Annotated in this window: 13 protein-coding genes; 8 read left to right on the forward strand and 5 right to left on the reverse strand. The window is 66.5% G+C overall.

The window, feature by feature from the left end; translation table 11 throughout:
- Nucleotides 1-26: 26 nt before the first annotated feature.
- The gene (locus PCA10_RS23225) at nucleotides 27-872 is read right to left on the reverse strand and encodes a hypothetical protein (RefSeq protein ID WP_016494535.1); all 846 of its coding nucleotides are present in this window, start codon (nucleotides 870-872) and stop codon (nucleotides 27-29) included.
- Nucleotides 873-1,169: 297 nt separating this feature from the next.
- Here PCA10_RS23225 and PCA10_RS23230 point away from each other — a divergent pair, with 297 nt between their 5' ends.
- The gene (locus tag PCA10_RS23230) at nucleotides 1,170-1,433 is read left to right on the forward strand and encodes a hypothetical protein (RefSeq protein WP_016494536.1); all 264 of its coding nucleotides are present in this window, start codon (nucleotides 1,170-1,172) and stop codon (nucleotides 1,431-1,433) included.
- Between the two features lie 6 nt (nucleotides 1,434-1,439).
- On the opposite strand, the gene PCA10_RS23235 is transcribed toward PCA10_RS23230, so the two are convergent.
- A complete protein-coding gene (locus PCA10_RS23235) occupies nucleotides 1,440-2,429 on the reverse strand; it encodes an NAD-dependent epimerase/dehydratase family protein (protein WP_016494537.1) in 990 nt (329 codons plus the stop codon).
- A gap of 195 nt (nucleotides 2,430-2,624) precedes the next feature.
- Here PCA10_RS23235 and PCA10_RS23240 point away from each other — a divergent pair, with 195 nt between their 5' ends.
- Nucleotides 2,625-3,668, forward strand: a complete 1,044-nt coding sequence (locus tag PCA10_RS23240) for a saccharopine dehydrogenase family protein (protein WP_016494538.1) — start codon at nucleotides 2,625-2,627, stop codon at nucleotides 3,666-3,668.
- A gap of 3 nt (nucleotides 3,669-3,671) precedes the next feature.
- Here the strand turns inward: PCA10_RS23240 and PCA10_RS23245 are convergent, their stop codons facing one another.
- The gene (locus PCA10_RS23245) at nucleotides 3,672-4,568 is read right to left on the reverse strand and encodes a LysR family transcriptional regulator ArgP (protein ID WP_016494539.1); all 897 of its coding nucleotides are present in this window, start codon (nucleotides 4,566-4,568) and stop codon (nucleotides 3,672-3,674) included.
- A gap of 95 nt (nucleotides 4,569-4,663) precedes the next feature.
- Here PCA10_RS23245 and PCA10_RS23250 point away from each other — a divergent pair, with 95 nt between their 5' ends.
- The 4 genes from PCA10_RS23250 to PCA10_RS23265 all read left to right on the forward strand — a co-directional run bounded on the left by PCA10_RS23250 (nucleotide 4,664) and on the right by PCA10_RS23265 (nucleotide 8,817).
- On the forward strand, nucleotides 4,664-5,071 hold the full coding sequence (locus tag PCA10_RS23250; RefSeq protein WP_016494540.1) for an ACT domain-containing protein: 408 nt from the start codon (nucleotides 4,664-4,666) through the stop codon (nucleotides 5,069-5,071).
- 5 nt (nucleotides 5,072-5,076) lie between these two features.
- The gene (locus tag PCA10_RS23255) at nucleotides 5,077-5,679 is read left to right on the forward strand and encodes a LysE/ArgO family amino acid transporter (protein WP_016494541.1); all 603 of its coding nucleotides are present in this window, start codon (nucleotides 5,077-5,079) and stop codon (nucleotides 5,677-5,679) included.
- A 205-nt stretch (nucleotides 5,680-5,884) separates the two neighbouring features.
- Nucleotides 5,885-6,466, forward strand: a complete 582-nt coding sequence (locus tag PCA10_RS23260; RefSeq protein WP_016494542.1) for a superoxide dismutase — start codon at nucleotides 5,885-5,887, stop codon at nucleotides 6,464-6,466.
- A 284-nt stretch (nucleotides 6,467-6,750) separates the two neighbouring features.
- Nucleotides 6,751-8,817: a putative bifunctional diguanylate cyclase/phosphodiesterase gene (locus PCA10_RS23265; RefSeq protein WP_016494543.1), complete on the forward strand. Its 2,067-nt coding sequence runs from the start codon at nucleotides 6,751-6,753 to the stop codon at nucleotides 8,815-8,817.
- Nucleotides 8,818-9,118: 301 nt separating this feature from the next.
- Here PCA10_RS23265 and PCA10_RS23275 read toward each other — a convergent pair whose 3' ends face one another.
- Together PCA10_RS23275 and PCA10_RS23280 are read right to left on the reverse strand one after the other, a co-directional pair.
- Entirely contained in the window at nucleotides 9,119-10,027 is a 909-nt protein-coding gene (locus PCA10_RS23275) for a GIDE domain-containing protein (RefSeq protein WP_016494545.1), read from the reverse strand.
- A gap of 1 nt (nucleotide 10,028) precedes the next feature.
- Nucleotides 10,029-10,601 carry a LemA family protein gene (locus PCA10_RS23280; RefSeq protein ID WP_016494546.1) on the reverse strand — a complete coding sequence of 191 codons (573 nt, stop codon included), beginning with the start codon at nucleotides 10,599-10,601 and terminating at the stop codon, nucleotides 10,029-10,031.
- A gap of 200 nt (nucleotides 10,602-10,801) precedes the next feature.
- Here PCA10_RS23280 and PCA10_RS23285 point away from each other — a divergent pair, with 200 nt between their 5' ends.
- Nucleotides 10,802-12,142: an imelysin family protein gene (locus PCA10_RS23285; protein WP_016494547.1), complete on the forward strand. Its 1,341-nt coding sequence runs from the start codon at nucleotides 10,802-10,804 to the stop codon at nucleotides 12,140-12,142.
- A gap of 289 nt (nucleotides 12,143-12,431) precedes the next feature.
- Nucleotides 12,432-13,859 (forward strand): di-heme oxidoreductase family protein, encoded by a 1,428-nt coding sequence (locus tag PCA10_RS23290; RefSeq protein ID WP_016494548.1) that lies wholly within the window; start codon nucleotides 12,432-12,434, stop codon nucleotides 13,857-13,859.
- Nucleotide 13,860 lies beyond the last annotated feature (1 nt).

A 13,860-nucleotide genomic window follows, 5' to 3' on the forward strand; every position in this document is an offset into this window, starting at 1 on the left:
GGAGCTTTTTTCATTCAAGCGACCAATCAGCGCATATTGATCTGCTGCTGCAGGTTCTGCACCTGGCTCTGCAGGGTGCTGATATTGCGGGTCATCTGCGCGCGGAAGGCGTCGAACTCCGCGGTGCTGGCGCCCTGGGACGGTGCCGGGCGGTTGTCCAGCTCGCTACGCAGCACCAGCAGGTCCTGCTCCAGGCTCTTGATCGCCTGGCTCGGGTTGCCCTGCTTCTTCAGCGCCTCGACATCACTGCCCAGGCCCTTCAGGCGGCCATCGAGCTGGCTGATATCGCCCTGGGCGGCCTTCAGTTTGCCCTGCTCGGCGACCAGGCCATCGAGCTTGCTGCCCAGCTGGCTACCCAACTGGGTGGCGGCGCCCTGGGTGGTCTTGAGCTCGGCCGCCAGTTGCTCGACGCGCTTGCCCTGGCTGCCCAGCTGGGCGCTGGCGCTCTGCTGCTGCTTGCTCAGTTCGGCCAGCTTGGCCTGCACTTGCTTGAGCTGCAGCTTCAGGGACTCGCTGCCGCTGGTGATGTTGGACTCGGTGGCCACCACCTTGCCGGAGATGTCCTGGATGCGACCGGCAGCCTCCTCGCTGATGCGGGCGAAGCTTTCCTGGGTAGCGACCAGTTGCTGCTCCATCAGGCTGATCTGCTGGAAGCTCCACCAGCCGAGGCCGCACAGCGCCACCAGCAGGGCCACCACCAGCGCCCAGAGCGCACCGGTACTGGCACCCTTGGCCTTTTGCGGGGCCGGGGCATAGCCAGCGTGGCGATGCAGCGGCTCGGCCGCCGATTGATGACCGAACTCCTCGCGATCACGGGCATCGGTTTTCAGGCTGGGGACATCATCCACTTCGTCGAGAGCGTCATTACGCATGGGGGGACCTTTGGAGGGAAACGCAGAACCGCGAATGGCCGGGAGTATACCGGTTCGCACGACAGTGTTCAGCGTCGCGCCAGGGCGGTGCGGGTTGCACCGCGGGAGAGCAGCACCCCTTCATTGACCACGCCAGGGCCCAACGGTTCCGGGGCTTGCGGCCTGGTACGGGGCTTGCTAGCCACTTGCCAGCCCCGGCACGGGGCCATTACCAGACGCAGCCCGTGCTGCGCTGGGCTCCGCACCTCAGGAGGTGGGGTCGGGGCCCTCTTCAACCGACGATGGGGGGAAGAAGGAGTGGAACTGACCAAGGCTGTGCTGGATTGCATGCAGACGCTGCGACGCCAGCTTCGTGACGAACAGGCTGTGGATATTCGCCTCAGCCAGCCCGACGCCATCCTGTCCATGCTCAACGCCTGTGCCGAATCCCGGCAGGGCGCCACGCGCGAACTGGGTGAGCGCCTCAGCGAACTGACCGGCGTGCGCCTGAAGGCGCCGGTGCTCAGCGAGGAGGAACTGATCCGCAAGTACACCCAGTACGCAGGGCCGCTACGGGGCTGACCGACGTCAGGGTTGCTGCGCGCCCCACCAGGCACAGAACTCGTCCAAGGCGGTCCAGACGCTCACCCTCGGGTCGTACTCCAGGTACTGCCGCGCGCGGCTGATATCCAGGGAGAAATCCTTGGCCATCACCGCCACGGCCAGGCGGTAGAGCGACGGCTCCGGGCGCCCCGGCAGCAGTTTGCAGACCGACTCGTTGAGCAGCGCCGCGCTGTACGCCACCCCATAGGGCACATGTCGGCGCACCTGGGGTTCACCCAGCTTGCGCAGCACGTAATTGACCACGTCCCAGAGCGGCACGGGCTGGCCGTTGCTGATGTTGTAGACCTGCCCCAGCGCCGGGCCGGTGGCCAGCAGGCCGCTGAACAGCGCGTCGTTGAGGTTCTGCACACTGGTGAAGTCGACCTTGTTCAGGCCGTTGCCGACTATCTTCAGGCGGCCCTTGCGCTGCATCGCGATCAGGCGCGGGAAGATGCTGGTATCGCCGGCGCCGGTGACGAAGCGCGGGCGGAACGCCATGACCTCCAGGCCGAATTCCTCGGCGGCGAAGACCTTCTGCTCGGCCAGGTACTTGGTGGCGCCGTAGTGATCGGAGAAGCGCTTGGGTACCTGCTCTTCGTTGATCCCGACATGGGAACGGCCATCGAAGTAGATCGACGGCGAGGACAGGTGCAGCAGGCGCCGCACCCGCTGCTTCAGGCAGGCTTCCACCACGTTCTCGGTGACCTGGACGTTGGCCTGGTGGAAGTGCTCGTACTTGCCCCAGACGCCCACGGCGCCGGCGCAATGCACCACCGCATCGACGTCGTGACACAACTGCTGCACCAGCTCCGGATCCGACAGGTCGCCCTGGATGAACTCGGCGCCGCGCTTGACCAGATGCTCGGCACCTTCCGGACGGCGGCCGTTCACCCGCACGTCGAGTCCCTGCTCCAGAGCGAAACGGGCAAAACGCCCGCCGATGAATCCACTCGCCCCCGTCACCAGAATCTTCATCAATGGCCCCTTGGTCTGCCTTGTAATGCCCGCGACTCTAGCAGCCCCGGCGGCCGCCAGGTGTGGCATCGCGAGCCAATAGAACGACTCTGAACGCTGCCGTGGCGCTTCGTTCCCGCCCCGCCGGGGTGCCGTGGGCTAAGGTTGTCTGCGAATCCACCGCCGAGGGAATACGCAGTGAGCACACACACCTGGATGATCTACGGCGCCTACGGCTACACCGGCCAGCTCGTGGCCGAAGAGGCCCTGCGCCAGGGGCTGACGCCGATTCTCGCCGGTCGCGACCCGGCCCAGGTGGAGGCCTTGGGCTCGCGCCTCGGCCTGCCGACCCGGGTCTTCGACCTGGACACACCCGCCCACGCCGCCGAACGCCTGGAGGGCGTGAAGGTGGTCGCCCACTGCGCCGGCCCCTTCTCCGCCACCAGCACACCGATGCTCCAGGCCTGCCTCGCCAGTGGCACCCACTACCTGGATATCACCGGCGAAATCAGCGTGTTCGCGCTGGCCCATGCCCAGGATGCCGCCGCGAAAAAAGCCGGCATCGTGGTCTGTCCCGGTGTCGGCTTCGATGTGATTCCCACCGACTGCGTGGCCGCCTGCCTCAAGGCCGCCCTGCCCGACGCCAGCCACCTGGCCCTGGGCTTCGACAGCGACAGCGGCCTCTCGCCGGGTACCGCCAAGACCAGCATCGAGGCCTTGGCCATGGGCGGCCAGGTGCGCGAGAACGGTCGCCTGCGCCCGGTTCCCCTGGGCCACAGGCGACGCGAAATCGACTTCGGCCGTGGACCGAAGGACGCCGTGACCATCCCCTGGGGCGATGTCGCCACGGCCTTCTATTCCACCGGTATCCCCAATATCGAGGTCTACCTGCCGACCCCTGCCGCCGTCGCCCTGGGCATGCGCCTGGCCGATCCGCTGCGCGGCCTCCTGGGTGGCGCCTGGGTCCAGCGCAAGCTGAAGGAACTGGCGGCCCGGCGTCTCATCGGACCCGACCAGGCCACCCGCGAGAATCGTCCCACCTGGGTCTGGGGCGAAGCACGCAACGCAGCCGGCGAACGGCGCACGGCCCGCCTGGAAACCGCCAACGGCTACCAGGTGACGATGCATGGCGTGCTCCACGCGGTGCGCCACCTGCTGGACTACCAGGGCGCCGGGGGCTACTTCACGCCATCGCAACTGCTGGGCGAGCGCTGCGTGGAACAGCTCCCCGGCTCCAGCAAGATCCGTATCGACTCCTGAGCCTCAGCGTTGCAGGGGTACCAGCCAGCGGCCGACCGCCCCGAGCAGGTGGTCGGTCAACAGGCCGAGCAACTCGCCGCCATGGCGCCAGTGGTGCCAGTAGAGCGGCACATCGATGGGCCGGTCGGGAATCAGCTCGCGCAACACCCCACGGGCCAGCTGCGCGCTCACCTGTTGCTCCGGCACCAGGCCCCAGCCGAGACCACCTTCGGTCATACGCACGAAACCCTCGGATGACGGGCAGAGGTGGTGGACGAAGCCACCCTCCACGCCCAGGGTCGCCAGGTAGCGGTGCTGCAGCGAGTCGTCCGGGCCGAAGACGATGGCCGGCGAACGGGCCAGGGCCTGGGCCGTCACCCCCGAGGAAAAGTGCCGCGCGATGAAGGCCGGGCTGGCCAGGGCGCGGTAGCGCATGGCGCCCAGCGGCAGGCTGCGGGCGCCGGCCACCGGCCGCTCGGCCCCGCAGACACAGGCCGCCACCTCGCCGGCGCGCATGCGCTTGAGGCCCACCTCCTGGTCTTCCACCACCAACTCCATCAACACCCGCTGCTCGGCGCAGAAATCCGCCACCGCCACGGCCCACCAGGTGGCCAGGCTGTCGGCGTTGAGGGCGATACGCAGGCGTTCCGGCATGCCACCCTCCTCCAGCGCCGGCACCTGGCGTTGCAGGTCGCGCTCCAGCAGGCGCACCTGCTGCACATGGTTGAGCAGGCGCGTGCCGACCTCGGTGGGTGCCGGCGGCGTGGCCCGCACCAGCACCGGCTGGCCGACCCGCGCCTCCAGCAACTTGATCCGCTGGGACACCGCCGACTGCGAAAGGCCGAGCAACTGCGCGGCGCGCTCGAAGCCGCCCTGCTCCACCACGGCCGCCAGGGCCGAAAGCAATTTGTAGTCGAACATCAGTTCTCCTAATGCCAGATCAGGAAGATTCGTTTTCCTTATACAGCGCCCACCTCCAGACTCGCCACATCCGAATCCGCTCGAAGGACAGCACCATGGCCGGCGAAACCACTCTCTCCCTCCTGATCCGCGACATGTCGCCGATCCTCAACCCCGGCAGCTACGTGTTCTGCACCCTGGAAAGCGCCGCCCAACTACAGGGCTGCGAGCCCCTGGGCAGCTTCCGTGAGCGCGAAGGCCTGACCGCGATACTCGAACGCGGCGAAGCCGACCGCCTCGGCCTGGCCTACGACTATCACGCCGCCTGGATCACCCTGGAGGTGCACTCCTCCCTCAGCGCCGTGGGCCTGACCGCCGCCTTCGCCGCCGCCCTGGCCCAGGCCGGGATCAGCTGCAACGTGGTCGCTGGCTACTTCCACGACCACCTGTTCGTCGCAAGCAAGGACGCCGAACGCGCCCTCTCCACCCTGCGGGCCCTGGCGGCCAACGCCCAAGCGGAGTAAGCACCATGTGGCAGAGCTACCTGAACGGCCTGTTGATGGCCGCCGGCCTGATCATCGCCATCGGCGCGCAGAACGCCTTCGTCCTCGCCCAGAGCCTGCGCCGCGAACACCACCTGCCGGTGGCCGCGCTCTGCGTCTTGTGCGACGCGCTGCTGGTCAGCGCCGGAGTCTTCGGCCTGGCCACCCTGCTGGCGCAGAACCCGGTGCTGCTGGGCATCGCCCGCTGGGGCGGGTTCGCCTTCCTGCTCTGGTACGGCATCAAGGCGTTGCGCCGGGCCATCAGTCCCGCCGCCCTGGACCAATCCGCCCAGGCCGGGCCGCGCTCACGCCGGGCGGTGTTGCTGGCGGCACTGGCGGTGACCCTGCTCAACCCCCACGTATACGTCGACACCGTGCTGCTGATCGGCTCCCTCGGCGCCCAGCAGACGGCTCCCGGCGCCTACGCCCTGGGCGCCGCCAGCGCATCCCTGGTGTGGTTCTTCGCCCTCGCGCTGGGCGCCGCCTGGCTCGCGCCCTGGTTAGCGCGACCGGCCACCTGGCGCCTGCTGGACCTGGCGGTGGCACTGATGATGTTCGCCATGGCGGGGCAATTGTTGAACGGGATCTGAGCTCACGGGGTCACACGAGAACGGCTCGCCAAGGCCGTAGGACAAGGCTTAACCACACACTTGCTGCGTGGTTAAGCCCTATGCCCGGTGCTATGATCCGGACTTCGCGGCAAAAAAGAGTCTGAACTCGCAGCCGCTTTCTTCGGCCGACCGTGAACGGCCCCGCGCCTGGCGCAAAAATCCCGACCTGATGAAGGAGATAGACATGGCTTTCGAATTGCCGCCGCTGCCTTACGAGAAGAACGCCCTCGAACCGCACCTGTCCGCCGAGACCCTGGAGTTCCACCACGGCAAGCACCACAACGCCTACGTGGTAAACCTGAACAACCTGGTTCCGGGCACCGAGTTCGAAGGCAAGAGCCTGGAAGACATCATCAAGACCTCTTCCGGCGGCATCTTCAACAACGCGGCCCAGATCTGGAACCACACCTTCTACTGGAACTGCCTGAGCCCGAACGGCGGTGGCCAGCCCACCGGCGCCCTGGCTGACGCCATCAACGCCGCCTTCGGTTCCTTCGACAAGTTCAAGGAAGAGTTCAGCAAGACCTCCATCGGCACCTTCGGCTCCGGCTGGGGCTGGCTGGTGAAGAAGGCTGACGGCTCCCTGGCCCTGGCCAGCACCATTGGTGCCGGTTGCCCGCTGACCAGCGGCGACACCCCGCTGCTGACCTGCGACGTCTGGGAACACGCCTACTACATCGACTACCGCAACCTGCGTCCGAAGTACGTAGAGGCCTTCTGGAACCTGGTCAACTGGGACTTCGTAGCCAAGAACTACGCAGCCTGAACCAGCTTCGGATGAACGAGAAACCCGGCCATTAGCCGGGTTTCTTCATTTTTGCGCGTCGTTCGTCGCCTTATCGGAGTACAAGGGAAAAATTGTCGGACATCTCTCTCAAGCTCGGTCCAGTTCGAACCGACACAGATAGAGGGAGATCGAACGTGGGTCGCCGGCTCTGGACCAACGCAATGAATAGTGGCATTCACATACTGGCCCTTTGACGGCCACGGCCTGTTTGCCAATACTCACACCCGTCTGACGCCTGGCGGCATCGAACAAGGAATCTTCATTTGAAGCTGGATCTCAAACACAGCTTGTCGCTCAAGCTGCTGCGCGTGGTGCTGCTATCCGCACTGGTTGTCGGTGTGGTGCTGAGCTGCGCGCAGATCGTGTTCGATGTCTACAAGACGCGGCAGGCGGTGTCCAACGACGCCAACCGCATCCTTGGCATGTTCCGCGATCCCTCGACCCAGGCGGTCTACAGCCTGGATCGCGAGATGGGCATGCAGGTGATCGAAGGCCTGTTCCAGCACGAATCGGTGCGCCACGCCTCCATCGGTCATCCCAACGAGCCCATGCTGGCGGAGAAGGACAGGCCGCTGACCGAGCTGCCCACCCGCTGGCTCACCGACCCGATCCTCGGCAAGGAACAGACCTTCACCACCCAGCTGGTCGGCCGCAGCCCCTACAGCGAGTACTACGGCGACCTCAGCATCACCCTCGACACCGCCCCCTACGGCGAAGACTTCGTCACCAGCTCGGTGATCATCTTCATCTCCGGCGTACTGCGCGCCCTGGCCATGGGCCTGGTGCTCTACCTCGTCTACCACTGGCTGCTGACCAAGCCGCTGTCGAAGATCATCGAGCACCTCTCCAGCATCAACCCCGACCGCCCCAGCGAACACAAGCTGCCCATGCTCAAGGGCAACGAGAAGAACGAACTGGGCCTGTGGATAAACACCGCCAACGACCTGCTGGCCTCCATCGAGCGCAACACCCATCTACGCCGTGAAGCCGAGAACAGCCTGCTGCGCATGGCCCAGTACGACTTCCTCACCGGCCTGCCGAACCGCCAGCAACTGCAACAGCAGCTCGACCAGATCCTCGAAGACGCCGGCCGCCTGCAGCGCCGCGTGGCGGTACTCTGCGTCGGCCTGGACGACTTCAAGGGGGTCAACGAACAGTTCAGCTACCAGACCGGCGACCAGTTGCTGATCGCCCTGGCCGACCGCCTGCGTGGCCACAGCGGCCGCCTGGGTGCCCTGGCGCGGCTGGGCGGCGACCAGTTCGCCCTGGTCCAGGCCGATATCGAGCAGCCCTACGAGGCCGCCGAGCTGGCCCAGAACGTGCTGGACGACCTGGAAGTCGCCTTCTCCCTGGAACAACAGGAAGTGCGCCTGCGCGCCACCATCGGCATCACCCTCTTCCCGGAAGACGGCGACAGCACCGAGAAGCTGCTGCAGAAAGCCGAACAGACCATGACCCTGGCCAAGAGCCGGTCGCGCAACCGCTACCAGTTCTACATCGCCAGCGTCGACAGCGAGATGCGCCGCCGCCGCGAGCTGGAAAAGGACCTGCGCGAAGCCCTCAACCGCGGCGAGCTGCACCTGGTCTACCAACCCCAGGTGGACTATCGCGACCACCGGGTGGTGGGCGTCGAAGCGCTGCTGCGCTGGCAGCACCCGCAGCACGGCTTCGTGCCGCCGGACCTGTTCATCCCGCTGGCCGAGCAGAACGGCTCGATCATCCCGATTGGCGAATGGGTGCTGGACCAGGCCTGCCGCCAACTGCGCGAATGGCACGACCAGGGCTTCAGCGAGCTGCGCATGGCCATCAACCTGTCCACCGTGCAGCTGCACCACGCCGAGCTGCCCCGGGTGGTGAACAACCTGCTGCAGGTCTACCGCCTGCCCCAGCGCAGCCTGGAGCTGGAAGTCACCGAAACCGGCCTGATGGAAGACATCTCCACCGCCGCCCAGCACCTGCTGAGCCTGCGCCGCTCCGGTGCGCTGATCGCGATCGACGACTTCGGTACCGGCTACTCCTCACTGAGCTACCTGAAGAGCCTGCCGCTGGACAAGATCAAGATCGACAAGAGCTTCGTCCAGGACCTGCTGGAAGACGAGGACGACGCCACCATCGTCCGCGCCATCATCCAGCTGGCGCGCAGCCTCGGCATGCAAGTGATAGCCGAAGGCGTGGAAACGGCCGAACAGGAGGCCTACATCATTTCCCAGGGCTGCAACGAAGGTCAGGGCTACCTCTACAGCAAGCCCCTGCCGGCCCGCGAACTGACCCTCTACCTCAAGCAGGCCCGCCGGCTGACCAACGCCGCCTCCAACCCCGCCACGCTCTGAGCCGGTGCGGGGCCTCCGCTGCGAACTCCCTACATCAGCAAGTAGGTTGGGCAGAGCGCAGCGAAGCCCAACGTCGGCGTGCGACAGGTGTTGGGCTTCGCGTAGCTCAGCCTCAACCTACTGCATCAGGCCGGTCGCCTTGAGCACATAGACGGTCGCCACCGCCCCGCCCACGCACAGGAGCGCACCGAACAGCGCCTGCCAGCGGAACTGCCGGGCCAGCGCGTAGGTTGGGCAGAGCGCAGCGAAGCCCAACGATGGCGTGCGACAGGTGTTGGGCTTCGCGTAGCTCAGCCTCAACCTACTGCATCAGGCCGGTCGCCTTGAGCACATAGACGGTCGCCACCGCGCCGCCCACGCACAGGAGCGCGCCGAACAGCGCTTGCCAGCGGAACTGCCGGGCCAGGACATCCTCGCCGTGGCTGGAAAGCAGGAAGGGCTGTGCTTCGCGCGGACGGCGCAGATGGTTCATGGCGGGCGCCGCGCTGGTGTGGCGATGGCGGTCCTCGGCCTCCAGCTGGGCGGCCAGGCGCACGCGGCCCCATTCGGCCTCGTCCAGCTGGCCGTCGCCGTTGCTGTCGAAGCGCCGCAGGAGACCTGAGAAATCACTCTTCCATTCGCGAACCACCGCCCCCTGGGCCGACGCCAGGTCCAGCCCCTGGCTGCCGCCGCCGCTGGTGCGGAAATCGCCGATGGCGTAGAGCGGCTCGCCGGCGTGCAGGCGTTCCTCGGTGTAGCGGTATTCACCGCTGGACAGCCAGCCGCCCAGCGCCCCCTGCACCTGGCCCGCGCGGGGATGGCGGGCGCTGCCCTTCCAGACCTCGCGGCTGGCCGGGCGCACCTCGGCGCCACGGGGGTCGATCAGGCATTCGCCGGTAGCGTCGGCCAGACGCAGCCAGGCATCGCTGACGCCGCTGTCCACCACGCGCCAGCTCTTGTTCTTGCCGCTTTCGCTGTACTGCTCGATGCGATAGCGCCACCAGAGGCACGGCTTGCCGGTCAGGGGCGCGCTCAGCTGGCTGTCGCCCTGGACATGGAGCATGCCGTAGAGCTCCACATAGCCCTGGGCGGCGGAGCGGATCTTCGAGGTGGGGGTATCCAGCAGCAGCCGGGCCTGGGCCAGCCGGCGCAGGCACCACCAGCCACCACCGGCGAAGGCGCCGAGACTGAACCCCAGGCTGATGGCCAGCCCGGCGATATCCACCTGCATATCAGCTGAACAGGGTCTTGAGGTCGACGTCGGCCTTCTCGGCCTCGCTGAACTCCAGCAGTTCGGCCGCCTTGAAGCCGAACAGGCCGGCGATGATCAGGTCCGGGAACTGCTCGATGCGCACGTTGTTCAGGTTCACCGCCTCGTTGTACAGCTCGCGGCGGTCGGCGATGCCGTTCTCCAGGCCAGCGACGCGCTGCTGGAGGAACTGGAAGCTCTCGTTGGCCTTGAGCTGCGGGTAGTTCTCGGCCAGGGCGAACAGCTGCCCGAGGCCGGCACGCAGGCCGCTCTCGGCCTGGCCGAGGGCGCCGACGTCACCCTTCTCGCGGGCGCTGGCCACGGCATTGCGGGCGGCGATCACCCGTTCCAGGGTGGTGCGCTCGTGCTGCATGTACTGCTTGCAGGTTTCCACCAGCTTGGGCAGCTCGTCGTGACGCTGCTTGAGCAGCACCTCGATGTTCGACCAGGCCTTGCCGACCCCGTGCTTGAGGCGCACCAGCGCGTTGTAGAGGACCACCGCATAGGCGGCGACGAGCAACAGGACCACGATCAGGGCGACGCTGGTCAAACTCATGCAGGCTTCTCCTTCAGGCTGCGGGGTAAAGGCTTCGGCGATTCTAGAGGCGTTTGCCAAGGGCTGTGGAGATCTCGTGCGCAGCCCGTGTAAAACGCCCGAATTCCACCTTTCCAAAAATGAAAATCTTTCGCATTATGTGCCGGTTCTCCCATGCGCAACTTCACATTGCCATCATCCAGAAGCAAAGGACCTCGCCCATGATTCGTATGCCCCTGGCCACCGCCAGCCTGCTCGCCGTCGCCATCTCCCTCGCAGGTTGCGGTGACGACAAGAAAGAAGCTGCAGCAACGCAAGCCGCCGCCCCGGCCGCAACCAGCACCGCTGCCGCTCCGGCTGCAACCGCCAAGGTCGACGAAGCCGAGGCCAAGAAAGTCGTTGCCCACTACGCCGACCTGGCCCTGGCCGTCTTCACCGACGCCCACACCACTGGCGTAGCCCTGCAGAAGGCCGTCGACGCCCTGCTCGCCAACCCCAACGACGACACCCTGAAAGCCGCCCGCGAAGCCTGGCTGGCCGCTCGCGTGCCCTACATGCAGACCGAAGTGTTCCGCTTCGGCAACCCGGTGGTCGACGACTGGGAAGGCCAGCTGAACGCCTGGCCGCTGGACGAAGGCCTGATCGACTACGTCGCCGGCGACTACCAGCACGCCCTGGGCAACCCCGGCGCCACCGCCAACATCATCGCCAACACCACCATCCAGATCGGCGAAGACAAGATCGACGTCACCGAGATCACCGGTGAGAAGCTGGCCAGCCTGAACGAGCTGGGCGGTTCCGAGGCCAACGTCGCCACCGGCTACCACGCCATCGAATTCCTCCTCTGGGGCCAGGACCTGAACGGCACCGGCCCGGGCGCCGGCAACCGTCCGGCCAGCGACTTCAAGGTGGGCGAAGGCGCCACCGGCGGCCACAACGAGCGTCGCCGCCAGTACCTGAAGGCCGCCACCGACCTGCTGGTTTCCGACCTGGAGTACATGGTTGGCCAGTGGAAATCGGGCGTTGCCGACAACTACCGCGCCAAGCTGGAAGCCGAATCGGCCGAATCCGGCCTGCGCAAGATGCTCTTCGGCATGGGCAGCCTGTCCCTCGGCGAGCTGGCTGGCGAGCGCATGAAGGTCGCCCTGGAAGCCAACTCCACCGAAGACGAGCACGACTGCTTCAGCGACAACACCCACAACTCGCACTTCTATAACGCCAAGGGCATCCGCAACGTCTACCTGGGCGAGTACAAGAAGGTCGACGGCACCACCCTCACCGGCCCGAGCCTGTCCGCCCTGGTGGCCAAGATCGACGCCCAGACCGACAGCACCGTGAAGGCCGACCTGGAAGCCACCGAAGGCAAGATGCAAGCCCTGGTGGACAGCGCCAACAAGGGCGTGCACTTCGACCAGCTGATCGCCGCCGACAACGCCGCCGGCCAGCAACTGGTACGCGACGCCATCGCCGCCCTGGTCAAGCAGACCGGCGCCATCGAAGAAGCCGCCGGCAAGATCGGCATCACCGACCTGAAGCCGGACAACGCCGACCACCAGTTCTGATCGACGCAGCGGTAACCCGAAGCGGATGCGGCCCAGTGCCGCATCCGCTTTTTTCATGCCCGGGATTTCGCATTCCCTTGTAGGGGCGAATTCATTCGCCAAAGGTGGCGCAGCCGCCCCCGTACGGGCCTTCCCGGCAGGACTTCGTCCTGCTTGGCGATTGAAATCGCCCCCACACCAGCCGGCCGGGCCCAGTAAACGGATTCCTACCCAAACGCAAATCCCTCTTATTCAGAAACCCCAGTCCTGATAAGCTTGCCCGCCTGTTTTCGCCTATCGGACCCCGCCAATGCTCGCTTCGCCGGCCCTTCGCCGCCTGTCGCCCCTGCTGCTGGCCATCAGCCTCAGTGCCTGTGACGACGCACCGCGATTCACCCAGGCCGAGCCCGGCGAGCATCTCTCCGGTGGCGCCGCGACGGTCCGCCAGTTCGACCACAACGCCTTCTCCATGCCCTCGGCCAACCTGACGCCCTCGCGCCGCCTGGACTTCAGCGTGGGCAACAGCTTCTTCCGCAATCCCTGGGTGATCGCCCCCGCCACCACCACCGCACGCGACGGCGTGGGGCCGCTGCTCAATACCAACGCCTGCCAGAACTGCCATGTGAAGGACGGTCGCGGCCACCCGCCCGCGCCCGGTGCGAACAACGCCGTGTCGATGCTGGTACGCCTGTCGATCCCGGCCGACGCCTCGGCGGAGCACGCGCGCCAGCTGCAGCGCCTGGGGGTGGTGCCCGAGCCGGTCTACGGCGGCCAGTTGCAGGACGTGTCGATTCCCGGCGTCGAGCCCGAAGGCAAGGTGCGGGTCAGCTACGACGCCGTCCCGGTGCGCTTCGCCGACGGCACCACGGTCGAGCTGCGCAAGCCGCGCCTGGAAATCACCCAGCTCGGCTATGGCCCGATGCACCCGGACACCCTGTACTCCGCGCGCATCGCGCCGCCCATGATCGGCCTGGGCCTGCTGGAGGCGATTCCCGAAGCGGCGCTGCTGGCCAACGCCGACCCCGAGGACGCCAACGGCGATGGCATTCGCGGTCGCGCCAACCTGGTCTGGGACGATATCGCCGGCAAGCCGGTGCTCGGCCGCTTCGGCTGGAAGGCCGGCCAGCCCAATCTGAACCAACAGAATTTTCACGCCTTCTCTGGTGACATGGGCCTGACCACCAGTTTCCTGCCGAAGGACGACTGCACGGCGGCCCAGACCGCCTGCAAGGCCGCGGTAAACGGTGGCGAGCCGGAAGTCAGCGACAACATCCTCTCCCTGGTGCTGTTCTATACCCGCAACCTGGCCGTACCGGCCAGGCGCCAGGTGGCCGATGCGCAGGTACTGGAGGGCAAGGGCCTGTTCCACCAGGCCGGCTGTCAGGGCTGCCATACGCCGAGCTTCACCACGGCTGGCGATGCCGCCGAACCCGAACTCGCCAACCAGTTGATCCGCCCCTACAGCGACATGCTGCTCCACGACATGGGCGACGGGCTGGCCGATGGCCGCGCCGAATTCCAGGCCGGCCCCCGTGACTGGCGCACGCCGCCGCTCTGGGGCATCGGCCTGACCGAAACGGTGAGCGGACACACCCAATTCCTGCACGACGGCCGCGCACGCAACCTGCTGGAAGCCATTCTCTGGCACGGCGGTGAAGCAGAAGCCGCCAAGCAGAAGGTCCTGAATTACGACGCCGGGCAGCGCGACGCGCTGCTGGCCTTCCTGAATTCCCTATAAG

This window comes from Pseudomonas resinovorans NBRC 106553 (genome assembly GCF_000412695.1).
GTDB classification, from domain to species: Bacteria; Pseudomonadota; Gammaproteobacteria; order Pseudomonadales; family Pseudomonadaceae; genus Metapseudomonas; species Metapseudomonas resinovorans_A.